23 protein-coding genes are annotated in these 25,427 nt (G+C 50.5%); 12 read left to right on the forward strand and 11 right to left on the reverse strand.

Annotation, left to right across the window (positions count from 1 at the left end; all coding sequences use genetic code 11):
- Window positions 1-89: 89 nt before the first annotated feature.
- The 9 genes from ACO0K9_RS18815 to bamC all read left to right on the forward strand — a co-directional run bounded on the left by ACO0K9_RS18815 (window position 90) and on the right by bamC (window position 10,228).
- Window positions 90-1,403, forward strand: a complete 1,314-nt coding sequence (locus ACO0K9_RS18815; RefSeq protein WP_422987616.1) for an ABC transporter permease — start codon at window positions 90-92, stop codon at window positions 1,401-1,403.
- Window positions 1,404-1,686: 283 nt separating this feature from the next.
- On the forward strand, window positions 1,687-3,960 hold the full coding sequence (locus ACO0K9_RS18820; protein ID WP_422987617.1) for a TonB-dependent receptor plug domain-containing protein: 2,274 nt from the start codon (window positions 1,687-1,689) through the stop codon (window positions 3,958-3,960).
- Window positions 3,961-4,244: 284 nt separating this feature from the next.
- The gene (locus tag ACO0K9_RS18825) at window positions 4,245-5,093 is read left to right on the forward strand and encodes a 3',5'-nucleoside bisphosphate phosphatase (protein WP_422987618.1); all 849 of its coding nucleotides are present in this window, start codon (window positions 4,245-4,247) and stop codon (window positions 5,091-5,093) included.
- A 68-nt stretch (window positions 5,094-5,161) separates the two neighbouring features.
- The gene (htpX, locus tag ACO0K9_RS18830) at window positions 5,162-6,037 is read left to right on the forward strand and encodes a protease HtpX (RefSeq protein WP_422987619.1); all 876 of its coding nucleotides are present in this window, start codon (window positions 5,162-5,164) and stop codon (window positions 6,035-6,037) included.
- A 53-nt stretch (window positions 6,038-6,090) separates the two neighbouring features.
- Window positions 6,091-6,714, forward strand: a complete 624-nt coding sequence (locus ACO0K9_RS18835) for an L-threonylcarbamoyladenylate synthase (RefSeq protein WP_422987620.1) — start codon at window positions 6,091-6,093, stop codon at window positions 6,712-6,714.
- 53 nt (window positions 6,715-6,767) lie between these two features.
- Window positions 6,768-7,427 carry a site-2 protease family protein gene (locus ACO0K9_RS18840; RefSeq protein WP_422987621.1) on the forward strand — a complete coding sequence of 220 codons (660 nt, stop codon included), beginning with the start codon at window positions 6,768-6,770 and terminating at the stop codon, window positions 7,425-7,427.
- A 12-nt stretch (window positions 7,428-7,439) separates the two neighbouring features.
- Window positions 7,440-7,991, forward strand: a complete 552-nt coding sequence (locus ACO0K9_RS18845; protein ID WP_422987622.1) for a class I SAM-dependent methyltransferase — start codon at window positions 7,440-7,442, stop codon at window positions 7,989-7,991.
- A 99-nt stretch (window positions 7,992-8,090) separates the two neighbouring features.
- Window positions 8,091-8,975 carry a 4-hydroxy-tetrahydrodipicolinate synthase gene (gene dapA, locus ACO0K9_RS18850; RefSeq protein WP_422987623.1) on the forward strand — a complete coding sequence of 295 codons (885 nt, stop codon included), beginning with the start codon at window positions 8,091-8,093 and terminating at the stop codon, window positions 8,973-8,975.
- Window positions 8,976-9,052: 77 nt separating this feature from the next.
- Window positions 9,053-10,228 (forward strand): outer membrane protein assembly factor BamC, encoded by a 1,176-nt coding sequence (bamC, locus tag ACO0K9_RS18855; RefSeq protein WP_422987624.1) that lies wholly within the window; start codon window positions 9,053-9,055, stop codon window positions 10,226-10,228.
- A 103-nt stretch (window positions 10,229-10,331) separates the two neighbouring features.
- On the opposite strand, the gene ACO0K9_RS18860 is transcribed toward bamC, so the two are convergent.
- The gene (locus tag ACO0K9_RS18860) at window positions 10,332-10,760 is read right to left on the reverse strand and encodes a DUF1841 family protein (RefSeq protein ID WP_422987625.1); all 429 of its coding nucleotides are present in this window, start codon (window positions 10,758-10,760) and stop codon (window positions 10,332-10,334) included.
- Between the two features lie 111 nt (window positions 10,761-10,871).
- Between ACO0K9_RS18860 and ACO0K9_RS18865 the strand changes: the two genes are divergently transcribed.
- Entirely contained in the window at window positions 10,872-11,453 is a 582-nt protein-coding gene (locus ACO0K9_RS18865; protein WP_422987626.1) for a malonic semialdehyde reductase, read from the forward strand.
- A gap of 81 nt (window positions 11,454-11,534) precedes the next feature.
- Here ACO0K9_RS18865 and nth read toward each other — a convergent pair whose 3' ends face one another.
- The 3 genes from nth to ACO0K9_RS18880 all read right to left on the reverse strand — a co-directional run bounded on the left by nth (window position 11,535) and on the right by ACO0K9_RS18880 (window position 14,239).
- Entirely contained in the window at window positions 11,535-12,182 is a 648-nt protein-coding gene (gene nth / locus ACO0K9_RS18870; RefSeq protein ID WP_422987627.1) for an endonuclease III, read from the reverse strand.
- The gene (gene rsxB / locus ACO0K9_RS18875) at window positions 12,179-12,868 is read right to left on the reverse strand and encodes an electron transport complex subunit RsxB (RefSeq protein ID WP_422987628.1); all 690 of its coding nucleotides are present in this window, start codon (window positions 12,866-12,868) and stop codon (window positions 12,179-12,181) included. The genes nth and rsxB overlap by 4 nt, the downstream gene beginning before the upstream one ends.
- A 135-nt stretch (window positions 12,869-13,003) precedes the next feature.
- Window positions 13,004-14,239: a polyhydroxyalkanoate depolymerase gene (locus ACO0K9_RS18880; protein WP_422987629.1), complete on the reverse strand. Its 1,236-nt coding sequence runs from the start codon at window positions 14,237-14,239 to the stop codon at window positions 13,004-13,006.
- A gap of 657 nt (window positions 14,240-14,896) precedes the next feature.
- Between ACO0K9_RS18880 and ACO0K9_RS18885 the strand changes: the two genes are divergently transcribed.
- Both ACO0K9_RS18885 and ACO0K9_RS18890 read left to right on the forward strand, forming a co-directional pair.
- Window positions 14,897-19,189, forward strand: a complete 4,293-nt coding sequence (locus ACO0K9_RS18885; protein WP_422987630.1) for a response regulator — start codon at window positions 14,897-14,899, stop codon at window positions 19,187-19,189.
- Between the two features lie 63 nt (window positions 19,190-19,252).
- Window positions 19,253-20,377: a response regulator gene (locus tag ACO0K9_RS18890; RefSeq protein ID WP_422987631.1), complete on the forward strand. Its 1,125-nt coding sequence runs from the start codon at window positions 19,253-19,255 to the stop codon at window positions 20,375-20,377.
- A gap of 98 nt (window positions 20,378-20,475) precedes the next feature.
- On the opposite strand, the gene ACO0K9_RS18895 is transcribed toward ACO0K9_RS18890, so the two are convergent.
- From ACO0K9_RS18895 to ACO0K9_RS18925, 7 genes are all read right to left on the reverse strand, one after another.
- Window positions 20,476-21,546 (reverse strand): NAD(P)/FAD-dependent oxidoreductase, encoded by a 1,071-nt coding sequence (locus ACO0K9_RS18895; protein ID WP_422987632.1) that lies wholly within the window; start codon window positions 21,544-21,546, stop codon window positions 20,476-20,478.
- 71 nt (window positions 21,547-21,617) lie between these two features.
- The gene (gene fdxA, locus ACO0K9_RS18900) at window positions 21,618-21,941 is read right to left on the reverse strand and encodes a ferredoxin FdxA (RefSeq protein ID WP_422987633.1); all 324 of its coding nucleotides are present in this window, start codon (window positions 21,939-21,941) and stop codon (window positions 21,618-21,620) included.
- A gap of 409 nt (window positions 21,942-22,350) precedes the next feature.
- Window positions 22,351-22,932 carry a FliH/SctL family protein gene (locus ACO0K9_RS18905; protein WP_422987634.1) on the reverse strand — a complete coding sequence of 194 codons (582 nt, stop codon included), beginning with the start codon at window positions 22,930-22,932 and terminating at the stop codon, window positions 22,351-22,353.
- Between the two features lie 271 nt (window positions 22,933-23,203).
- Window positions 23,204-23,953 carry a hypothetical protein gene (locus ACO0K9_RS18910; protein ID WP_422987635.1) on the reverse strand — a complete coding sequence of 250 codons (750 nt, stop codon included), beginning with the start codon at window positions 23,951-23,953 and terminating at the stop codon, window positions 23,204-23,206.
- Window positions 23,954-24,114: 161 nt separating this feature from the next.
- Window positions 24,115-24,453, reverse strand: coding sequence for a hypothetical protein (locus ACO0K9_RS18915; RefSeq protein ID WP_422987636.1), 339 nt, complete (start codon window positions 24,451-24,453; stop codon window positions 24,115-24,117).
- A 55-nt stretch (window positions 24,454-24,508) separates the two neighbouring features.
- A complete protein-coding gene (locus tag ACO0K9_RS18920; protein ID WP_422987637.1) occupies window positions 24,509-24,943 on the reverse strand; it encodes a hypothetical protein in 435 nt (144 codons plus the stop codon).
- 208 nt (window positions 24,944-25,151) lie between these two features.
- Window positions 25,152-25,415, reverse strand: coding sequence for a DUF6959 family protein (locus ACO0K9_RS18925; protein ID WP_422987638.1), 264 nt, complete (start codon window positions 25,413-25,415; stop codon window positions 25,152-25,154).
- Window positions 25,416-25,427: the final 12 nt, after the last annotated feature.

The following is a 25,427-nucleotide window of genomic DNA, read 5'->3' on the forward strand; positions in this document are numbered from 1 at the left end:
CAGGCGCCGTCGCTGCAGACAGTACTTTAGTACGGCAAGGCGACGCAACAACGCCAGGTTAATTTCGCAACAACCTTTAAGGAATAAACATGACCGCCTTGCTCGCACTGATCAGGAAAGATCTGATACTGTTTATGGCAGATCGCCGTGCCTTGCTGCTGAATTTGCTGATGCCCATTTTGTTAGGTGCTTTCTTTGGTTTTATCACTGGTGGCGGTGGCTCAAAAGATGCAGCCAAGATAGAGGTGGCATTGGTCGTGCAGGACAACCATCCCATCAGCCAGAAGATCGTCAAAGGACTCAAGGAAGAAGCATCGCTGTCGGTCAAGGAAATGCCGCTGGAAGAAGCAAAGGCGATGGTGCTCAAAGGCAAGATCAATGTCGCCATCGTACTACCTGAAAAGTTTGGCGAACTTGCTGGCGCTGCCTTGTTTGGTGCCAGAGCCAAACCGGAATTGCCGGTATTTTATGATCCATCGCAGAGTGCCGTATTGGCCATGGTCAAAGGCATGTTGACGCAGCAGGTCATGCAAAGTGTCAGTGCCGAAATGTTTGCTGGTAAAAGCGGGACAGCTTTAGTGGACCAGGGTTTGCAGGAACTGGAAAAAAGCAGTCAGCAAAATCCCGACATGGTAGAGTTGCGCGATTTTCTCGGTAGTGTCAAAAAGTTTCAGTCACGTCAGCAAGCTGAGCTTGCAGCAGGAAAAGACGGCAAAACTGAAAAGTCTGGCATGCCAGCAGGTGGTCTAAGCATGCCTTTCACCACCAAGGATGAAGCCATGATCGCGGGTGATGCCGCTACCAGTAAATACAATGGCTATGCACATTCCTTTGCAGGCATGAGTGTGCAGTTTATTTTGTTCATGGCGATTGACGCTGGCATCGGTGTTTTGCTGGCCAGGCGCCTGGGTTTATGGAATCGCCTGCTGGCTGCACCTGTGGGGCTGAATACGCTGTTGATTGCGCGTGCCTTGTCGTGTGCATTGATTGCCTTTTTTCTGATCAGCTTTATTTTTGCTGTGGCAGTCGTGGTGTTCAAGGTGAATATTGCCGGCAGCTTGCCGGGATTTATAGGTGTCGCGATTTCATTTGCCCTGATGACAGCCAGCTTCGGTTTATTGATCGCCGCCTTTGGTAAAACGCCAGAAGCTGCGCGTGGTATTTCGGTTTTTGCGACGCTGATCATGGTGATGTTAAGCGGTGCCTGGATGCCGTCTTTCATGTTTCCACAATGGTTGCAAAGCCTGACCCTGATCGTGCCAACCCGCTGGGCCGTTGATGGCCTGGATGCCATGACCTGGCGTGGATTGGGTCTGGATGCTGCTTTGCCGGCCATCGGTGTGCAATTGATTTTTACACTGTTGTTTGGTGCGCTGGCTTTGTGGCGTTTTCGCAAAGCCTGAATCAATTCAATCAAATATTTGATTGGATTTTCGTCTCTAATTAGCGTCTCGAATACCCCCTTGCGTCATGGTCTTTGGTTACTGTGGCGCAGGGCCGGATTCCCTCCATTTCTCCTTGCTCGTATCGGGTATCGCAAAGTAACGGAAATGCTTTCCTGTTTCATTTCAATACAATAAATGCACGGTCATTGCTAGCATTCAGCCTTGCTTAAAAATACAATCTGCCCAGAGTGCAAAATTCCTTGTGCCATGGCAGTAGCTTATTTTTATATGTTTGAAACTTATGTATCCCAAATTTAAATGTAATAGTTTGACGCTGGCGATTGCAGGTGTGTTTTCTATTGCACCTTTTGCTTATGCGCAATCAACACCGCCAGAACCACAAAAAAATACAGAAGAAACAAATCCAAACGCGAACGCCAAGGAAAAGGCTGCAGTAAAAAAAACAGATGCTGCCAGCAAGGATAATGTTCAGAAAGTAACCATCAACGGTGGCCGCACTGATCTGGAGGAGCGTCGTCAATCTACCGCTGCCAAGATGATTTTTGGCCGCGAAGAACTGGATCGCAATGGCGACAGCAGCCTGGGCGAAGTCCTGAAAAGATTGCCTGGCGTAACCATCGGTGGCCGGCCGGGTCGCGGTGGTGATATCCGCATGCGTGGCATGGGTAACGGATATACGCAGATATTGATCAACGGTGAACGTGCGCCGCGTGGTTTCTCGATGGACAGCCTGACACCTGATCAGGTGGAACGCATAGAAATCATGCGTGGCCCGGTGGCGGAATTCAGTACCCAGGCGATTGCCGGCACCATCAATATTGTGCTGCGTGAAGAATACAAGCAAAAGGATATTGACCTTAAAACTTCACTGGGGTTTGAACAGGGGCGTATTGCCCCGAACGTGTCTGTGACCGTGCCGGGTGAAATTGGTAGTTTGTCGTATGCCCTGAGTGGTTCAGTATTCCAGAACCGCCAGCATGATGAAAGCACGACCTCCACCAATGAAAAAGGTGTTGATGGAAAAGATGCCTTGATACAAAACCAGGCGGATCAGACCAATCGCAAGACCACAGGCATCCATTTTACACCGCGTTTCAACTATCGCTTTGAGAATGGCGATACGCTGACGATGCAACCGTTTTTGATGCTCTCACGTAGCGATTCCAGCAATCAGAGTGAGGTGGATCAGCTCTACCGCTCACCTACGTTGGTGGCGCCTACGCCCTATGCTTTTGCCACTTTTGGTGCGCATGCAGAAACCACCTTCCTGCGCGGCTTTGGTAACTGGCAGCACAAGTTTGACGATAATGCCAAATTGAATATCAAGTTTGGCGGCGGCCTAGGCAAAATGGATAATTCGTCGCTGCGCTATCAGTTTGACAAAGCGGGAAATCAGATAGATATCATCAGTGATGTCAACAATACCCGTGATAGTAGTCTCAACACGGGCGGTAAATATACCAAGCCCTTTGGTGAAGGACATACGCTGGCCGCCGGTTGGGATCTGGAAGCCGGGCAGCGTTCACAAACCAGGGTGTCGCTGGATAATGGCCAGCCACAGTTTGCCGATTCTGGTGATAATCTGGATGCCAGCACGCGCCGCCTGGCAGTATTTGTGCAGGATGAATTTGATATCAGTCCACAATTTGCGGCCTATGCCGGTCTGCGCTGGGAAGGTATCAAGACCAGCAGTACTTCGTCAAAAGGTGCTGTGAACAATACCAGCAGCGTCTGGAGTCCCTTGCTGCATGGTGTCTGGCGCATTCCGGATAGCAAGGACCAGATACGTGCAAGCCTCACTAACAGTTATCGTGCGCCAGCACTGAATGACCTGATTGCCTTGCCCAGTATTTCAAATCTGAACGGGCCTACCCGCCCTGACCGCACCGGTAATCCTTTGCTGAAGCCGGAACTGTCGAAAGGGATGGATATCGCCTATGAACATTATCTGACGCGCGCGGGTATCGTCAGCGCCAATTTCTTTATACGTGACATTAATGATCTGATACGTCGTCGTACCGTATTGACCGATACCAGCACTGGTCAGCGCTGGGTATCGTCACCGGTAAATATCGGTCATGCCGTCACACGTGGCCTGGAACTGGAAGCGAAATTCCAGTTGCAGGAATTCTTCCCCGATGGTCCGGCAATTGACGTGCGCAGCAATTACAGTCATTTCTGGTCCAAGGTGGATGATGTGCCGGGGCCAAATAATCGTCTTGACCAGCAACCATCACAGACTGCCAATTTTGGTCTTGATTATCGTCCATCCAAAATACCTTTGACCGTGGGTGGCAACATCAACTGGACACCGGCGTATGTGATACAAAACAGTGACACTCAGGTCACCAGTACCGGTATCAAGCGACAAATGGATTTGTATGGTTTGTGGAAATTCAACTCGAATCTGCAAGTACGTCTGTCAGCGAATAATCTCCGGGCCAATGATTACCTGAGTGGCACAGTCGTCACCACAGGTGGCATCAACCATGCGGACTACACCACGGCACGCACCTATACCACCTGGACCTTGCGCGTAGAGATGAAGTTGTAATAACCTGTTTACGATCTTACTGCGCGAGCGTGATCGGGGCTCATGTGCTGCTCAAAATGCTCATGGTCTTAGAGTACATTCCGCTTTTTGCGCTGCGTTTTTGTTACCTTTACCCCGCTGACGCTCGCTCGCTACAGATCGTAAACTGGTTCTAAGGAAATAAGTGGAAAGGGCAGGTGATCGTGCAGTGCAGCACGATCACGATTGCCGGAGTACAATAGTCACACAGGCGGGTGTGTTGCCTGGTTCGCTGGCTCGCCCGCACTATTTCCTTTTTGTTCATCATGTTATCTTCAGAACTCAACGCCGATCTGCATAGTCATTCCATCATTTCTGACGGCGTGTTGGCGCCGGCACAACTTGCTGCCCGTGCCAAATCCAATGGGGTGGAGTTGTGGGCGCTGACAGATCATGATGAAGTCAGGGGCATCCCCGAAGCGCGTGCCGCTGCCCATGATCTGGGTATGCGGTATATCCCCGGCGTCGAGATTTCCGTTACCTGGGCTGGCAAGACCATTCACGTCGTCGGCCTGAATATTGATGAAACCAGCCAGGGCCTGGTAGATGGCCTGGCAAAAACCCGTTCTGGTCGTGAAAGCCGGGCGCGCGATATGGCCGCAGAACTGGCCAGCCGTTCCGGTATTTTGAACGCCTATGAAGGCGCGCTGAAATATGTGGGTAACCCGGACCTGATTTCACGCTCCCATTTTGCCCGCTACCTGGTTGAAATAGGGGCAAGTGCCACTGTATCGGATGTATTCAAACATTATCTTGCCGAAGGCAAGCCCGGTTATGTACCGCATCGCTGGGCCACATTGAGTGATGCAGTGGGCTGGATACGTAATGCCGGTGGTACGGCGGTCGTCGCCCACCCGGGTCGTTATGACCTGACCCCGCTGGCATTTGATGCTTTCTTTACAGAATTCAAGAATCTTGGTGGCCTGGCAATTGAAACGGTCACCGGCAGCCATACTGTTGATCAGTACGAGGAATACACCAAAGTTGCTGCGCAATACGGGTTTTTGTCGTCACGCGGGTCGGATTTTCACTCCCCGCAAGATGCGGAAATTGATATTGGACACTTGCCCGTCTTGCCATCCATGGCGAAACCGGTCTGGGAAACATGGGTGTGACTTGAATTTCCCGGGATTGGCCTTATTTGCAGGACATGAATTTTGCAGTTTCCTGAGTGAGGTGAGTCATGAAGCGTATCGTACTGTTTTTGCTGACTAATCTGGCCGTCATGGCCGTCATGTCTATTGTGTTGTCCTTGCTGGGCGTCAACCGCTTTTTAACGGCGAACGGCCTGCAACTGGGCACGCTGATGGCGTTTTCCCTGGTAGTCGGATTCACAGGCGCCATTTTTTCCCTGCTGATCAGTAAACCCATGGCAAAATGGTCAACCGGGGCCAGGGTGATAGACACGCCGTCGAATTCCACCGAACTATGGCTGCTGAATACGGTCAAAGCCTTGTCTGAACGGGCTGGTATCGGTATGCCGGAAGTTGCGGTATACAATGGCGAGCCAAATGCCTTTGCCACCGGTGCCTTCAAGAATTCTGCCTTGGTTGCGGTTTCCACGGGTTTGCTGGAAGGCATGACCAAAGAAGAAGTCGAAGCTGTACTGGGTCATGAGGTTGCGCATATTGCCAATGGTGATATGGTCACCATGACGCTGATACAGGGTGTGGTGAATACTTTTGTGGTTTTCCTGGCCAGGGTGGTAGGCTATGCAGTGGACAAGGCAGTATTTCGCAATGGCGATGATGATCGCCCCGGCATCGGTTACATGATTACGGTTTTTGTGTGTGAAATTCTGTTCGGTATAGCGGCATCGATGATCGTTGCCTGGTTTTCGCGCCAGCGCGAGTTTCGTGCAGATGCGGGTTCGGCCCAGTTGCTGGGTAATCGCCAGCCCATGATACATGCACTGGCCAGACTGGGTGGTATGGCACCTGGCGAATTACCAAAGTCTATGGCGGCTTCTGGCATCAGTGACAAACCGGGCTGGGGTGCTTTGTTTTCCACGCATCCACCAATGGAAGAGCGTATCGCTGCATTACAGAGCATGCGCTGATTGATTGAACGAATGTTAGTGGCGGTAGCACAGCTACCGCCTTTCTTATTTTTATGAGCCAATTTTTTCAAATTCATCCTGACAATCCGCAACTGAGATTGATCAAGCAGGCAGTGCAGATTATCGACAATGGCGGCATCGTGGCCCTGCCTACGGATTCCTGCTATGCGCTGGTTTGCCATCTGGATGACAAGGATGCGGTAACGCGTTTGCGCAAGATTCGCAATGTCGATGAAAAACATCATCTGACCCTGTTGTGCCGTGATCTGTCCGAAATTGCACAATATGCCAAAGTTGATAATCGCCAGTACCGCCTGCTGAAAGCAGCAACGCCAGGGCCGTACACTTTTATTCTGGAAGCGACCAAGGAAGTGCCGCGCCGCCTCAGTCATCCTTCACGCAAGACCATAGGTTTGCGGGTGCCGGAAAACAGTATCACCCATGCCTTGCTGGAAGAATTAAAGCAACCCTTGCTGGGGACAACCCTGATTTTGCCGGATGAAGCAGAACCTTTGACCGATCCCGGGCAGATACGTGAGCGTCTGGAAAAGCTGATTGATCTGGTGATTGATGGTGGTGCCTGTAGCCTGGTGCCTACCACGGTGATCGATATGACAGCAGACTCTCCCGAACTGGTGCGCCAGGGTAGGGGAGATGTGGCCCTGTTTGGTCTGTAATACTTGCTTCCCCTCCCTTTTTTTGTTTGCCAGTGACCTCTTAGAGCTAATTCATGAATGAACTTATACAAACCGTATTGATTTACGCCCTGCCGGTGGTTTTTGCCATCACCCTGTATGAGGCAGCGCGTGGATATGCGGCGCGTCATTTTGGCGATACCACCGCACAGGCACAAGGGCGTCTGAGCTTTAACCCCCTGGTGCATATTGACCCTCTGGGTACCATCGTCATTCCCGTGGTGCTGTATCTGGCGACCGGCGGTGCCTTTCTGTTTGGGTATGCCAAGCCCATGCCTATCAATTTTGGGCAATTGCGGGATCCCAAGAAAAACCTGAAGTGGATCGCCTTGTCCGGGCCGGCGGCAAACTTTGCCATGGGTTTTGCCTGGCTGTTGCTGTCGGTAATTTTGCAGGCAATGAAGGTGGAAGAAACTTTCTTTTTGCAAATGGCGCGCGCCGGCATACTGACCAACCTGGCCATGTTCGCTTTTCACCTGATTCCTATCCCACCGCTGGCAGGCGGGCAGATTTTGCTGAGCTTGTTGCCGCATCAAATGGCGTATAAATTTGCCAAAGTAGAGCCATATTGCTTTTTCATCGTGATGGGCCTGGCCTTGCTGCATTTGCTGCAATACTGGATGTTGCCGCTGATGGTGGCGGGCAATATGATCTTGCAGGTCCTGATTACACCGTTTCTGCTGTTGCTGGGCTAAGTGGGTTGCATCGTGAATGTGCCTTCTGCCTGGTTGCAAAGACATATAGGCTTGTTGCCTGCCGGACTGGTGCTGGATCTGGCCTGCGGCGGCGGCAGGAATAGCTTGTTCTTGCTAGAAAAAAACTATGAGGTACTGGCGCTCGACAGGGATGGCCAAAGTTTCGTCATGCTTGAGACTGCCGGTGCCCGCACCATGTTGCATGATCTGGAGGCGGACATTGAACATGGCAACTGGCCATTTGCAGAAAATGCTTTTGCCGCGATCCTGGTCTGCAATTACCTGCACAGGCCATTGTTTCCTGCCATGCTGGGCAGCCTGGAGCCGGGCGGCCTGCTGATCTACGAAACCTTTGCTGCCGGTAATGCGCAGTTTGGCAAACCGTCAAATCCTGCCTTTTTATTACGGCAAGGCGAACTTCTTGCGCAAATCCGGTCTAATCCCCGGGTGGCAATGCAAGTGATTGCCTATGAAGAAGGCTATGTCGAACAGCCAAAACCAGCAATGATCCAGCGTATTTGTGCCAGAAAAACGGGAAAAATCAATGTTTTGGACAGGCTTTGAAACATTCTCCTACAAGTTTAAAGGCTTATTCCAGCTATTTGCGCCCAGATTATCAGCGTATCCGCTACAATCAGGGTTTTACTTTTTTCTTGCATTAACATGACAAAGATTCAGGGAAGTCTGGTTGCAATCGTAACCCCCATGCATGCGGATGGCAGTCTCGATTTGCCTTGTTTGCGCAAATTGATAGACTGGCATATCACCGAAGGTACGGATGGCATTGTCATTGTCGGGACAACGGGTGAATCACCGACGGTTTCTGTAGAGGAACATTGCGAATTGATACGTGTGGCGGTAGAGCATACCAACAAGCGTATTCCCATCATCGCCGGTTCTGGCGGCAATTCGACGGCAGAAGCCATAGCCCTGACCAAATTTGCCAAGCAGGCAGGTGCTGATGCATCCCTGCAGGTGGTACCTTACTACAACCGTCCTACCCAGGAAGGCATGTACCAGCATTTCAAGAAAATAGCGGAATCGGTAGATATTCCTGTCATTCTGTATAACGTGCCTGGCAGAACGGTTGCCGACATGTCGAATGAAACCATACTGCGTCTGGCCCAGGTTCCCGGCATCATCGGCGTCAAGGACGCGACTGGCAATATTGCCAGGGGCACCGACCTGATCCGTCTGGCACCTGAATCTTTTGCGGTCTTCTCTGGCGACGATGCAACTGCCATGGCCTTGATGCTGTGCGGTGGCAAAGGTAATATTTCGGTGACTGCCAACGTCGCGCCGCGTGCCATGCATGAGCTGTGCGTCGCTGCCATGGGTGGTAACATCAAGGAGGCGATTGCGATCAATAATCGCATGCTGCCCCTGCATAATAAATTGTTTGTAGAACCTAATCCTCTGCCGGTAAAGTGGGCGATGATTGAAATGGGATTGATCCCTGCCGGGATTCGTTTGCCGCTGGTTCCCATGGCTGCGCAATATCATGAAACCGTTCGTGCTGCTTTGCGCGAGTCAGGTGTATTACAATGATCTCCCCTGAACCGGCAGGTATCCTGTCAGTTTGCTTCATGCAGTTTTAATTGATAATAATTCGTAGGGACTTTCACATGGCAAAAAGCTTTGTTGCTAAAAACGGGATCATCGGCGCGGTTGCGCTGGTAGGTTTGACTGGCTGTAGTTCAATCAGCAACATCCTTGAACCGAATCGCATTGATTACAGAAGTGCCAGTAAGGCAACGGCTGCATCCCTGGAGGTGCCGCCAGATTTGACTCAGATTCGTCGTGATAACCGTTTTTCTATCCCTGAAGCCAATAAGAGTAGTGCAACAGCATCCGGCTACAACCTGGAAAGAGGCAACAAGGCCGCTGTCGGTACAGGTAGTGGTGCCGTTGCTGTCAAACAAGTACAAAACATGCGCATAGAGCGCAACGGTACAACGCGCTGGCTGGTGGTCAAGGATACACCTGAAGCCCTGTGGCCACAGTTGAAGGATTTTTGGCAAGAGCTGGGTTTCCTCATCAATGTGGAAAACCAGGAAACCGGTGTAATGGAAACCGACTGGGCTGAAAACCGCGCAAAAATCCCTCAGGATATTATCCGTAATACGCTGGGCAAGGTATTGGATTCCCTGTATTCGACCGGTGAGCGTGATAAATTCCGTACCCGTATCGAACGTGGTGCGAATGGTGAAGTAGAAATCTACATCAGCCATCGCGGCGCGCAAGAGGTGCTGGTTGGCTCACAAAAAGAAAGTACAGTGTGGACGCCACGTCCGGCTGATCCGGGCCTGGAAGCTGAATTCCTGTCGCGCCTGATGGTGCGTCTGGGTTCGGATGGTGAAAAAGCCAAAGTCGCGGTAACGGCAACAGCACCAGGCACACCAGCCGTTGCCCATGCTAAATTGCTGAAGGCAGATGGCTCCACTTACGTGGAAGTGGATGAAGCCTTTGATCGCTCATGGCGCAGGGTTGGTCTGGCACTGGATCGCATCGGCTTTACAGTGGAAGACAGGGATCGTTCACAAGGCCTGTATTTTGTCCGTTACATTGATCAGGACATCGATGCCAAAACCAAGGGTGCCAGCGAAGGCTTCTTCTCCAAATTGTTCTCGTTCGGTTCTTCCAGCGATGCAGCCAAGAATGCACAGAAATACCGTATTCTTGTGAAGAATGCACCGAATGGCGAAGTCAGTCATGTATCGGTACATGGCAATGACGGCAAGGTCGATACTTCTGCTGTTGCAGAGAAAATCCTGCAATTGCTGAATGATCAGTTGAAGTAATTTTGCTGTACAGACATGAAAAAAGCGAAGCTGATGCTTCGCTTTTTTTATTTGCTCCCGCTTTTACCCGAGCCTGTTTACCTGCGGGATGTGGGATGGGTGCTTAGCTGCAGCGCTTTTTCAGCGCATCGATATATGCCTGTCCATCCGGTGGCAGGCCGGTTCTTTGTGAGTTCCATATCATTTCACCCAGGCATTCCATGATTTCATGATGGGCCTCGTGTTCAGAATTGTTTCTTCTGGCCAGTATCTGAAATGCCTGCCTGATGCCAGGTGGCTGGTCCACCGAGATTTGCTCGGCAATCGACAAATGCATGGACAGATGCAGGAAGGGATTGGTTTGTCCCTGGTCAACGCTGTAATTGGTTTCCAGGGCCGCTTCGACATCGCTCAGGGCTTCGGTATATTCCGAATGCTGGCTGATCCAGTCGGCAGCAATGATTTCCAGTGGTGTCAGCACCAGGCTTTCACGGCTTTTACGAAAGGTTTCACAAAAAAAACGGCGGACATCGTGCTGGCTGGGGGTGAACATGAACAGGTCCAAAATAGTAAGTGTCGCTATTGTAAAAGGTATTTTATTTTGCTGCCCTGAAGCTTTTGGTTACTTCGGTTATGATCCACACATTATTTGAAAGGAAATCCCATGCTTAGCAAAGAATCACTGGACCAATTGTTCACCAATGCCCGTACCCACAATGCCTGGCTGAACAAAGCTGTCACTGACGCACAGTTGCAAGACATTTATGATTTGATGAAGTGGGGTGCCACTTCTGCCAACTGTTCTCCTGCGCGTGTCATTTTTGTAAAATCGGCGGCAGAAAAAGAAAAACTGCTGGCTTGTGTAGCCCCAGGCAATCTGGAAAAAACCAGAGCAGCGCCCGTGACTGCCATCATCGGCATGGACATGGAATTTTATGAAAAATTGCCACAACTGTTTCCCCATGCAGATGCGCGTTCATGGTTCGTGGGTAACCAGCCTATGATCGATGATGCGGCTTTCCGCAATTCATCGTTGCAGGGGGCTTACCTGATGCTGGCAGCACGCGCAGCAGGCCTGGATTGCGGCCCCATGTCAGGTTTTGATGCCGACAAACTGAATGCCAGCTTTTTTGCCGGCACCAGCGTCAAGGCCAACTTCATTTGCAACCTGGGCTATGGCGATGCACAACAATTGTTCCCGCGTTCACCGCGTCTGGCTTTTGATGAGGCTTGCAAGATAGTCTGATCGTCTTATCGGGTTAAGCATGCTATCTGGTGAAGAGTTCCGCAGGGGGATTCTTCACCCTGTACTTGCTGCACGGGTGCTTCAAACGGTGTCGGGCACAGGTGTTTTTTGCTTGAAGTCACACAGATCGGCGATCATGCAATTCCAGCACTTGGGTTTTCTGGCGATGCAGGTATAGCGTCCATGCAAAATCAGCCAGTGATGGGCATCTTGTTTGAATTCTGCCGGAACAAACTTCAGTAATTTTTCTTCGACGATATCCACATTCTTGCCAGGCGCAATGCCGGTGCGATTGGACACGCGGAAAATATGCGTATCGACCGCAATGGTAGGTTCGCCAAAAGCCGTATTCATCACCACGTTAGCAGTTTTTCTGCCTACACCTGGCAGCGCTTCCAGTGCTTCGCGCTGGCGCGGAACTTCTCCATGATGCTCGGCTATCAGCAGGCGGCAAGTCTCGATCACGTTCTTGGCCTTGGTGCGGAACAGGCCTATCGTCTGTATATAAGGGATCAGGCCATCTACACCCAGTGCATGAATCTTGGCGGGCGTGTTGGCGACCGGGTACAGCAGCCGCGTAGCCTTGTTGACCGAGACATCGGTTGCCTGCGCTGACAGCAGGACGGCGATCAGCAATTCAAACGGTGTGGTGTATTCCAGTTCGGTGGTCGGATGCGGATTTTGCTGCTGCAGGCGGGTGAAAATGGCGTGACGTTTAACCGCATTCATTCTTTATTGTCCTCGGAGTCGGTTTGCAATTTTTTTAGGCGCGCTCTTTCGATGGCGGCAGCGATGATGGCCTTTTTGCGTTCCTTGCTGGCGATTTCTTCTGCGCTCAGAGCCGATTCTGCTTCCAGCGCAAGCAGTTTGGCGGCGGCTTTGGCTGTCAGCCGTTCGTCATTTTCCTGTTTTTCCCTCAACAGGCGCTGTTGCCGGAGATGGAATTGCTGGCGTGCCTGGCTGGCCAGGTCTTCATTCCAGGCGTCCCAGCCGGTTTTTCCTGGTGTCACCGGCAGCATGCTGATGCAATCGACCGGGCAGGGGGCCACGCACAGGTCACAACCTGTGCACAGCGCCGGGATAATGGTATGCATCTGCTTGGGTGCACCGATGATGGCATCCACCGGGCAGGCCTGTATGCACAGCGTACAGCCTATGCAGTAGGCTTCTTCTATCACAGCGACCGGGCGTTCGCGCTCGCGGCCATGGCTGCTGTCCAGCGGTAGCAGCGGTTTCCCCAGAATATGTGCCAGGCGCTGTATGCCTTCTTGCCCGCCCGGTGGGCATTGATTGTAATTGGCCGTGCCATCGGCAATGGCTTCTGCATACGGGCGGCAGGCCGGATACCCGCATTTTGTGCACTGGGTTTGCGGCAATGCATTTTCTAACTGATCGGCAAGGGAGAGGAGTGGCACGGGATCACAAAAAAACGGGGAGAGCCGTGATTATCCGCCGAAACCCGCATGTCGACAAACTAATGTCGACAAACAAAAAAGCCACTGGCTTTACAGACAGTGGCTTTGCTTGCTATGGATTGATGCGCGCTGCGATCAGGAATGATCCTGGATGAATTCGCCAATTTTCGGGCAAATGATATCGCGCCAGCGGCGGCCCGAGAAAATACCATAGTGACCAGCACCTGGCGCCACATAATCCTGTTTCATGTTGGCGGGTATGCTGCTGCATAAATCATGCGCAGCCTGGGTTTGGCCAGCGCCAGAAATATCATCCAGCTCACCCTCTACCGTGAACAGGGCAACAGTCTTGATGTCCTGCGGCCTGACCAGCTTGCCTTCCACTTCCCATGTGCCGGTTGGCAGGCGGAATTCCTGGAACACCGTTTTGATGGTTTCCAGATAGTATTCTGCGGGCATGTCCAGAACGGCATTGTATTCATTGTAAAATTTGCGATGCTGCTCTGCCGATTCATCATCCCCCTGAATCAGGTGCTGATAGTAATCCCAGTGGCTTTGTGCATGGCGATCCGGGTTCATGGCGACGAAGCCGGTATGCTGCAGGAAGCCAGGATAGACCTTGCGACCATAGCCTGGGTAATTGGCCGGCACGCTATAAATCACGGTATTTTCAAACCAGGAGAATTTTTTCTCTGTCGCCAGATTATTGACCTGGGTCGGCGATTTGCGTGGATCAATCGGGCCACCCATCATCGTCATGGTCTTAGGCAGCATCGGGTCTTTCGCCGTAGCCATCAATGAAATGGCGGCCAGTACCGGGACGGTTGGCTGGCAGACGGAAATGACATGCGTGCCCACACCCAGAAAACGGATGAAATCCTGGACGTAATAGATATAGTCATGCAGATGGAAAGGCCCGGCAGACAGGGGCACCATGCGTGCGTCTGTCCAGTCGGTGATATACACATCATGGTGGGGCAGCAGTCCGCGTACGGTGTCGCGCAAAAGTGTCGAGTGATGGCCTGACAGTGGCGCTACCAGCAATACCTTGGGCTGTTTGAGCTTGGTGATTTCCTTGTCGCTCAAGGCTTTCTTGAAGTGCAGTAATTTGCAGAAAGGTTTGATGACAGCTGTGCTTTGCGCAATTTCGACTTCCTGACCATCTATGGTGGTGGAGGTAATGCCGAATTCCGGTTTTTCGTAATCTTTGCCCAGGCGGAACAGCAATTCATAACCAGCTGCAATTCTCTGCGCATAGGGCGTGTGTGCCAGTGGCGACACCGGGTTGGTAAACAGTTTTGATGATGCTTCTGCCCACTGCGTCAGTGGGTTCAGAAATGCTCGATTGAGCTCATGAAATTGATAAAGCATAGTGAATCTTTCGAATAGGGTGCCATCGATTATTTCTTGCCACAGGGTTCGCTGTCGCTGAAATACGGTGGCTGAGAAAAAACACTTAAGTCAAACTGTTGCAATGCATCATAAACCAGTTTTAAAAATTTGTGGCCCGCCAAAGGAGTTGCCTATCTTGATGTTGTGAATTAGTGTTAAATTATTGATCTATGTACAATAATTCCTTGTGGAAAAGTTGAAATCCAAGTTATTTTTTCAAAACAGTAGGGAAATAGGGTGTGGATGCTGGAAGGGATTTGCGCCGTCGGCATCGTGTGGCGTCCATTGACAGCGTCGGTGACAACACCAATGACGCATCGATGACGCATTGATGACAACACCGGCTCGCAAGCCAGGCTGCGTCATCAACAGGATTAATTCCCAAGCTGATGCCGATGCGCAGATGCCAATGAAGCGACACATATAGGGAAAAAGATGCAGATAATGAGTTTGTCTTGCAGATATACAAATACAATGTCATATCGCCCTGTATTTACTGCGCTTAATACTTTTGCGGCATGTGCTGCATGGCCGCATTGGCAGTTTGGGCAGGTAACTGACACTATCGAGCCGGGCAAGACGTCCGGTCTCCTCCAATTTTAGATGGCATCATTTTTTTCTGAAGAGCTGAGCAGAATGAGTAAAGATAGTTCTCTAACAGAAATCCACTGGCGCGAACGTTGCCTTGATGCGCTGGACCTGATGCGTGATGTTCCTGCGGATGGTCGTAAAATGGCGGCCGAGATGCGCCGCCAGGAAAGCATGAGAAGCAGCCCCGCATCATTGATTGCGGCTGATCTGATCGATGCCTTTGCCGATTATTTTGATGATCGCCTGGAACAGGCAGCACCTGTCTTTGAACGTGCCGCCACCCTGTTTGAATCGGTCGATGAGCATGAAGGCATGGCATTCGCATTATTCGGCACGATTGCCGTCTGGCGCAGGCGTGGCAATGTACAGGATGCCTATGCCCTGTGCCATGCGCGCATCGTGCCAGCCTTGCGCATGCGTGCCAGCCGCATTTCGATTGTGGTGTACAACATGCTAGGCATCCTGTCGCAGGAATTGGGCTATACCGAAGAAGCTATCCGTCATTTTTACACTGCCCTGAATGATGCGCGCAGCTTGCAGATCCCCAACCGGGTGGCGCAGGTGACGGCCAATCTGGGTGAAATTTTCTATGTCAGCGGTAATGCGGAAGATGCCGAGGTCTTGCTGCAGGAAGCCAGGGATATCGCCATCCATTCCAGTGAACGCTGGCTGGCTCCCTTCGTGTCCACCATGCTGGCCTTGTGCAAGGTATCGCTGGACAAGTATGAAGAGGCTTACCAGACAATAGCCTGCTACATAGGCGATATCCAGACCGGCAATAATTCTGACACCGCCAGCCGCACCTTTTGCCTGTCGGTAGCCGCCTATACGCTGGCTATGCGCGGTCAACTGGATGAAGCGGACAAGCTCAGCGAAACAGCCATGGCTTTGCTCAGCAGTTTTGAAGACAAGCATCTGAAGCCGTACAGCTGGTGGGTCAGCGGGCATTTGCACAGGCGGCACAAACGTTACCCGGAAGCCATTCGTGATTTGCGGCATGCCGTCAATGAAGTCGGCGGCAATGGCTATATCTACATGCCGTTGCGCGCCATCAAGGAACTGTCAGAAATCTTCAACGAGATGGAAGACTGGAAAGAAGCCTACAACGAACAAAAACGCTATCTTGATTTGTTCGCCAAGGCCCAGGGCCTGGCTACCCGTGTACATGTACAGACCCTGCACATCCGTAATGAACTGAAAGAAGCTGAGCTGGCCAGGCGTATGGCTGAAAGGTCCATGGTCGAAAGACGACAGCTTGAAGATGAACTCAAGCGCATGCTGGCCGAGCGCGAAACCGTGCTGGAAAATTCTATCGTTGGCATGGTCTTCCTCAACAATCAGGGCCGCGTTCAATGGGTGAATACGCCGCTGTGCCAAATCTTCGGTGTCGAGCGGGACAAAGTGCTGGGCGCATCGCTGGAACCTTTCTACGAGTCGCGCGAATCCTATCTGGAGTCAGGCGCTGCCGTCAATCAATCGGTATTGCGGGGTGAAGCCTACGAGACTGAATTGAAAATGCGGCGCAGTGATGGCGACGTGTTCTGGGTGCATTTTTCTGGCCGTGCGGTGGACAAGGACAATCTTGCGCACGGTACCGTCTGGGTGGTGATGGATATCTCTGCCCGTCGCAAGTTGGAAGAAGACCTCAGCAAATCCGAACAGCATTATCGTCAACTGATCAATAATGTGACCGAGGGTATCCTGGTCGTGCAGGATGGCCGCATCGTATTTGCCAACCCCCGCGTACAAAGCCTGACGGGTTATGGTGCCGAAGAACTGGCGCAACTGTCTTTCATCACGGCGATTTATCCGGACGACAGGCCGTTGGTAATTGACCACCATACCCGGCGTTTGCGCGGCGAAAGTGTGGAACAGTATTACCATTTCCGCATACAGAATCACACCACCAAAACAATTATCTGGGCCGAGCTTTCTGCTGTCCTGATCGATTGGGAAGGGCGGCCTGCCACCCTGTCGTTTGTATCCGATATCACGCAGCGCAAGTTGCTGGAATCCCAGCTCAAGGAAAGCATGGCAGAGCAGATGCGTTTGCAAACACTGCAAATGCAGAATGAGCTGAAAGAAGCAGAAATGGCACGTCGCCACGCAGAAGAAACGACGGAAGCCAAGTCCATGTTCCTGGCCAATATGAGCCACGAAATCCGTACGCCCATGAATGCAATTATCGGCATGGCGCATCTGGCTTTGCGCACAGACTTGAATGCCAAGCAAAAAGACTACGTCGATAAAATCCACAAGGCCGGGATTTCCTTGCTGGGCATTATCAATGACATCCTGGATTTTTCCAAGATCGAGGCCGGCAAATTAAGCATGGAACAGGTTGATTTTGACCTGGATGAGGTGCTCAATAATATCTCTGCCGTGACCACCGACAAGGCCGATGAAAAAGGCCTGGAATTTTTATTCCGTGCACCGCCGGATATCCCACGGTATTTGAATGGTGATCCTTTGCGCCTGGGCCAGGTATTGATCAATCTCATCAATAACGCCATCAAGTTCACCGAACAGGGAGAAATCTTCGTCACCTGCCGCTTGCTGGAAATGCTGAACGGCCGGGTGAAACTCAAATTCGAAGTGCGTGATACCGGCATCGGCATGACTGAAGAGCAGTCGGATAAATTGTTCCGCCCGTTCAGCCAGGCAGATGAATCGACCACCCGCAAATTTGGCGGCACCGGTCTGGGGCTGTCTATTTCCAAAGGCATGGTCGAACTGATGGGGGGCGAAATTGCGCTCACCAGCGAAGCCGGTGTCGGCACCTGCGTACATTTCACCGGCTGGTTTGGTATTGCCCAGCCTATCGTCCAGCGCCAGGTCATACCCGCAGCGATCAACGGTATGCGTATTCTGATCGTGGATGACAATCTGGCCGCGGCAGAAATCTTGCAAGAGATATTGTCAGAACTGCCGGTGGATATTGACGTCGTCACCAGTGGTGCTGCTGCCTTGCAGGCGGTGCGGGACTGTAATCTGACACACCCCTACGGCATCATATTTACCGACCTGCGCATGCCGGAAATGGATGGGCTAGAATTGATTACCTATTTGAAGCGCGACGGTTCGCTGCAACCGACACCCCTGATGGTCTTGGTCAGCGCGCATGGCAGGGAAGAAGTCAGTTATCGTGACGACATTGCGATACCAGATGGTTTCCTGACCAAGCCCGTCAATGCATCGACCCTGGTCGATTGCATGGTTGAACTGTTTTCCAGCACCAGTTACGCCGTCCCCAGTGCGCATGGCGTGCTGATACCCAAGTACAGCGATTTGCGCGTGCTACTGGTAGAAGACAATGAAATCAATCAGCAAATCGCCATGGAATTGATGGAAGCCGCAGGTATTGCCGTCGATGTCGCCAACAACGGCAAGATAGCCGTGAATACCCTGCGCGAAGCCGGGCCTGATTATTATGGCGTGGTGTTCATGGATGTGCAGATGCCTGAAATGGATGGGCATGAAGCGACCAAACTGATACGTGCCGACAAACGATTTGATGTGTTGCCCATCGTCGCCATGACGGCGCACGCCATGGTGGAAGAGCGCGAGCTTTGTTTTGCATCCGGCATGAACGCGCATCTGGCCAAACCCATCAACCCCAAAGAGCTGTATCACGCCATATCGCACTGGTGCCAGGACCATGTGTTCGGGAATAATTTTGATACCGTGCAAGTGCCTGCGCAGGATGCCAGCAATACCCTGCACATCGACGGTGTAGACACTGAAGAAGGTTTGAGCCGCACGCTCGGTAACCGGGCTTTTTACCTGGAATTGCTGTCGCGGTTTTGTGATGACCAGCGTGTGGTGGTGGAGCAGATGCGGACAGCCTATGCCAGCCGCGACAATTTGCTGGCAGAGCGCCTGGCGCATACCCTGAAAGGTGTTGCCGGCCTGATCGGTGCCAAACAGATACAGTCACTGGCTGCCGAGCTGGAGTTGATGTTGCACGAGAAGGTAGACATGGCGGTGCTGGGCCCGGTGCTGGATGACTGCGAGGCCAGGCTGCATGCCACTATCGCAGCGATTGACCAGGTTTTGACGCAAGAAAAATCACTCAACAAGACGGAAGTGAAAGCAACTGAGCTGGTACCGGTTGACCATGACGTCATGCAGCAACTATTGGTTAAATGTTGCAATTTGTTGCGAGATTACGATGGCGAGGCGGTGGACTTGCTGTTAGAGTCAGGAGAGATGATTGCCAATGCATTTGGTGTTGATGTGCACAAGCAGATTATGCGGGCGGTCAGGCAGTTTGATTATGACCTGGCCCTGAGCTTATTGAGTAACAGCGCAAAAAATCTAGGGTATGAAATACTTTGATTTGATCAATCAATCCGGAGTCACCTGCTTCGTTGGAAGCAGTTCTAGCAATCGGGGTAAAACATGAATGAAATGTTCGACCATAATGCGAAGCAGGTAGTGTTGATTGTCGACGATACACCAGACAATATTTCCCTGCTGTCGGGTTTGCTGAAAGACCAGTACAAAATAAAGATTGCCACCAATGGCCTGAAAGCCTTGCAGATAGCATCCAGCCTGCCCGGGCCGGACCTGATACTGCTGGACGTCATGATGCCGGAAATGGATGGCTATGAAACCTGCCGCCGCCTGAAGGCGGACCCGGCCACAGCCGATATCCCCATCATCTTCCTGACCGCCAAGAGCCAGGTGCAGGATGAAGAAATGGGCCTGCGACTGGGGGCAGTGGATTACATCAGCAAGCCCATCAGCCCACCCATCGTCCTGGCGCGCGTGGCAACCCAGCTGAATCTGGTGCGTGCCCGCCATTTGTTGCAAGATCAGAACAAACATCTGGAAAGCCTGGTGCAGGACCGTACCCGCAAGCTGGGCAAGATGCAGGACGCCATAATCATGGCCATGGCTTCACTGGCTGAAACCCGCGATAATGAAACAGGCAACCATATCCGGCGCACCCAGAACTATGTCGCCGCCCTGGCGCGCAAATTACAGAGCCACCCACGTTTTCATGCTGATTTGACAGATGAAAATATAGATTTGTTATATAAATCTGCGCCCTTGCATGATATCGGCAAGGTCGGCATACCAGACAATATCTTGCTGAAACCGGACAAACTCACGTCTGAAGAATTTGAAGTAATGAAGTTGCATACCGCCTATGGCCGCGAAACCATCATATCGGTAGAAACCTATCTGGGCGAAAGTAATGAATTCTTGCGGTTTGCCCGTGAGATTACCTATTCGCATCAGGAAAAATGGGATGGCTCAGGCTATCCAGAAAACCTGGCAGGCGATGCCATACCGCTGTCTGCGCGTTTAATGGCGGTGGCTGATGTCTATGATGCCCTGATCTCCAAACGCGTCTATAAGCCCGCATTCAGCCACGAGGAGGCCATCAGCATCATGCGCAAGGGGAATGGCAGTCATTTTGATCCGGACATCCTGGAAGCCTTCCTGCAGATCACGGATGAATTCAATCAGATTGCCCACAAGTTCAGGGAATCAGAATCCTATGTACCGATAAACTGATGGCATGTGGTGGTGTGCGGCTGCGGACAGGTCGCCATCCTTAAAAACAAAAAAGCGCAAAGAATTTCTTTGCGCTTTTTGTTTGGCTGGCCGTCGATTTAATCGAAAACCGGTGTTTCCACACCCAGGATCTTGTGCAGCTTTGGTGACGTCGTGGTGTATTGCATGTGGATTTTCTTTTCAGGGAAAATATACGGTGCAGCACCAAAAGCCGCCAGTGCAGCTTCATGGAAGCCGGACAGGATGAGTTTTTTCTTGCCAGGATAGGTATTGATATCACCTACCGCAAAAATGCCAGGCACATTGGTCTCGAATTTTTCAGTATTCACGACCTTCAATTGCTTGCGCTCTATGTCCAGACCCCATTCGGCAATAGGGCCGAGTTTTGGTGACAGGCCAAAGAAAACCAGCAGGTTGTCCAGTGGCATGCGGCGCGTGACGCCATCTGCACCAGTGACCTTGATTTCAGACAGCAGATCGTCTTTGGTTTCAATACCTGTAACCTGGCCTATGGTCAATTGCATTTCATAGTTGTCGCACAGTTCTTTCATCTTGGCGACAGAGGCAGGCGCAGCGCGGAAATCTTCACGGCGGTGCAGCACGACGACAGATTCAGCCTTGCCGACCAGATTCAGTGCCCAATCAAGGGCAGAGTCACCACCACCGCAGATCACCAGATTTTTGCCATGGAACTGGCTAGGGTCTTTGACACGGTAGAAAACCTGTTTGTTTTCAAACGCTTCTATACCTTCAACTTTCAAGGTGCGAGGCTGGAAAGAACCAACGCCGGCAGCAATGAAAATGGTTTTGGTGATGAAACGGGTGCCAGCCGAAGTTTCCAGGTCAAAGCGGCCATCTTCACGGCGTTCAACCAGAGTCACTTCCTGACCCAGATGGAAGCTTGGCTCAAACGGTTCTATCTGCTTCAACAGATTGTCTGTCAGTTCCTGGCCAGTGCAGACCGGTACGGCAGGGATGTCATAAATCGGTTTGTCAGGATACAGCTCAACACACTGACCGCCGACCACCGGCAGTGAATCAATGACATGGGCCTTGATTTCAAGTAAACCTAATTCGAACACCTGGAACAGGCCAACCGGGCCCGCACCTATGATGACGGCATCTGCTTCAATGGCGGCGCTAGCCGCGGTAATTTGTTTGTTTTCCATACGACGGGATGATTCCTGATATTGCGGTTTGTTTGAGCTGGTTAGCTGCTGCTCTGTATTACTGCTCTGCTTTACTTTTGCAGATACTGCAATTTATCTTTGACATCTTTCCAGTCATCGGCATCTGGCAAAGGCGTGACTGTCTTGGTAATCGAAGGCCAGTTACGTGTCAGATCAGCATTGATCTTGATGAATTGCTGCTGGTCTGCGGGCACGTCTTCTTCTGCAAAAATGGCGTTGGCAGGGCATTCTGCGACGCAAACGGCGCAATCGATGCATTCGTCCGGGTCAATGACCAGGAAATTCGGGCCAGCACGGAAGCAGTCCACCGGGCAAACATCCACACAATCGGTATAGCGGCAGCGGATGCAGGATTCGGTCACAACGTGGGTCATAACAGTCCAATCTAAAATTCAATATTTAGGCACAGCCAAAGCGCAAAAATAGGCACAGGGCTGCAAAGCCTTGTATTTTAAGGCAATTTAGCAGTTCCCACAAATCAGGCTTATATAGTTTGCGCATAAGCAAATGCAGGCCCGCTGCCGCGGTTTCCCCGGTGGGTAACGGTCAGGCTTGCATGGCAGATGCGCCATGCTGGCAGATAGCGCAAGAAATGGTCTTGATATGCATCATGTTTCTTCTGCAAATACCCAGTCCAGGCCGGTATAGGGGCAGGCAACTGGAATTTGGTCATTTTTGCACAAATGAGCAGGCACAAAGGGCGCATTCATCAATATGCCAGCGTTTTCAGCCACTATGTTGTGATTCAGTTAAAATCTTATGAAGTGGTCACAGGGCTCAAAACTACCACTGTGACCCAAGAGAACGTCGGGCATTTAGCAGGGTAGAGCGCAAATTTTCTACCTGCGTGTCAAGGCGGGCATCAAAATCACCAACGGCCGTTTCAAGAATGACCCCACCCAAGGCAATGTTGCTATCAGGCATCCAGGTCACTGCATCGCTTGTTTGTGATGGAAGTATCCTATCCAGGGCACCGCCCTGTTGCAGCGTGTCAAAATCCAGGGGGTTAATCCTGATAGTAAGTTTTTCTTTTACACTGACCCTGCGTGCCACTTCGCGCACTATTCCTTGCACGCCATCCAGAGACATGGCGCTACTGCCCAGAATCTGGCAAACAGACTCAAATACGATGGCAATAGCCAGATCTTCAACGCCCTTGATACTGGTTTCTACTGCATTTTGCAAATTTTCTGACAGGGATTTAACTTGCGCAAATTGCGCCCTGAATTCAGCTTTCGCTTCCTGCATTCCCGCCTGATGACCTTCGCGCAAGCCTTGTTGACGCCCCAATTCACGTGCTGCCTCAGCCTCATCTTTTATTTGCGCCATGACAGAACTGCGTGCTTGCTCAATGAGTTCGTTCATGCTTCTGCCAACCTCAGGCGAAGCAGCCACCGCCTCAACCTGTCCGGGCACGTTAACGCCAACATTAGCGGGTTCCACTGGCGGGACAGTGTCGATTTGAGCATTTTTCTCTTTTGATGCGCGCGTTGCGAGTTTTCGTGTTTGCGCAGAGAGAGTAGGGGAGCGAATTATGGATGCCATGGCGTTTCTACAAAGTTCGATGCGGAATGATACTGAGGTTCTCCCAGAGATTTTAACCTTATTAACCCAAAATTAATTACACCCTCCTATACTAATCCAATACCATAACGACTCCACCATCAGTTCTGCCTTCCCGATGATCCAAAATAGACATTACCCTGAGCTTACCAACGATAGGTAGGTCTACAACATCACCTATTCCAAGCTGAATTGATGAAATATGGACTTTGGGATTAAGTTGAAACGCATTAAGTTCAAACCACGTCTGTACGTTCCCAGTTTGCCATTCTATGCTTGCAGTCTTTTTCCTTGTCGGATCATTTGTCACGTTATTGACTATTAAGCGTATTGAAGTTTTGCTTCCATCGTAAATTTGTAAGTTAGCAGTATTTGGTTTTAAAACAATTGCATCTTTGTCTTGGTCCACGCCTGAATCAGGTAGCCTGGACATTTTAACTAAGTCACTCAGAACCAATCCTACAAGCGGAACTGTTCTCTTCGAATTTTCAATTATGCGCTTGCGCATTTCCACATCGGGTATCGTTTCTTCAATTCGATATTGCTTACCATTTAAAGAAATGAGGCTGCCAGGTTCCACGTCAAAGAGTGAAGTACATTGCAAATTTGATCTGCAATGCCTTGAAATGAGGACTCTGCCACGAAGATTGAGCGGGCTGTCCGATAATTTCATACCCGAGACGAAAGACACTTGTTGTTCACCATAATTATTTCGAGCACCGCTGAACGATATAGTGTCATTTTCCGCGAACGAAAATTGATGTACAAGGCACATTGCAACCCATACAAATGATTGTACTAATTTCAAAACTTTGGTTTCCATTATGATTCCTAGCAAATCAATTTTTTGCGTATGGGGTATCGTTAGGTTTACTTCGCTTCATTCAGGAAATAATTGAAAAAACTCTTGTGCAATTCGGGAGGAAATGCGACGGCAGCGAGGTACGCCACACCGCGTATGGCTACCCGACCGCCACAGTTGAGCTAATCGCTCCGTAGCCAGTCCGTTACAGATATTCCCTGTTGAATAACCGACGCGTAATAGGATACCGCACGATTGAGATCAACATCACCTTTCAGTCTGAACCTTATGTATGAGATAGCCAGCACGCCACTCGCTTTTTCTAGAAGGCTAATTTCAGATACATCCGACCTCGTGAAATTCGCAAAGGATTCAACATCGCCATGTTCCGCAGGAAGAATTTCTCTATCAAGGACAATGCCAATCTTCTTTTGCAAATCTGCACTTAAGTTCATTCTTTTATCTCCGGTAATCAAGTTCTTAAGTATCGCCTCTTTCCGTTCCTCTGAATACTTTTTCACTTGATCTCTTTTACCCACCCCCGATATGATTTCTATTTATCAGATGGCGCGACAACTATTCTGACACCGGGGGATACACAACATGCATTTCAGCCAAAATATTGCAAAGAACTGGTGACAATTCAGCACGCATTGCCTGCCAACTATCAAGGTGAAGTTTTTCAAGTAACTCATGCAATTTTTTTGTACCAGCAAAATGTATAACGTCCCAAACCAAATCGACATCAAATCCATTCTCAGAATCACCATGCTGCAAAACCCTCCTAATTTCTTCAAAACTCTTGCCATGATAAGCTTCCAATCCAGGAAGCGGTGCTATGAGTCCCGCAGCCAGCATGCTGTATGTAAGAGAAATAACGTCCGCACGCCACTTTTGTGGCGTCACCCCATATTGCCCACCATGCACATTTGGTAACATTGCGTTAGCCGAGAAGTCATCTAAGTTAGCCGAAATAATTTGTCGCTGTATATCAGTATCGAATTTGAGCATGTCGTCCCTCATTGCCTCGGAAACTTGAATTTAGCCACATTTCCATTGTTAATCCTTTTAACAGCGGAACTGTTGACATCAATGGTGATTGTTCAATTTAGTGTTTACCTGAACCAAAACATCCGCCATTTTCTACAAAAATGCAGAATCAGGCGGAATGATTTGGTTTAACTGAACGCTGAACAGGGCAAGATCTATCTTCTTCTATTTAGGGTAGGGTAACGCTATCTTTTGTTCTCGACACCGTTTCATAGTCAGTCAACACAGCTGCCATATCTTCACAAATTTCACCCAGTTCAATATTTAGATCCTCAATACAATTACTATTTAATAATAATTGTATTCTTTGTAATTTTTTCACCAGGCTATGTAAACTGTCTCCCTGAAATACAACACCTGGATATTTCCTTTCTAAAAGATGTACTACAGCAAAATTTGTCGGTTTACTCAGTAGCTTGACATTCTCATTCATTTTTTTGGCACT

It is taken from the genome of Undibacterium sp. Ji50W, assembly GCF_049340445.1.
GTDB lineage: Bacteria > Pseudomonadota > Gammaproteobacteria > Burkholderiales > Burkholderiaceae_D > Undibacterium.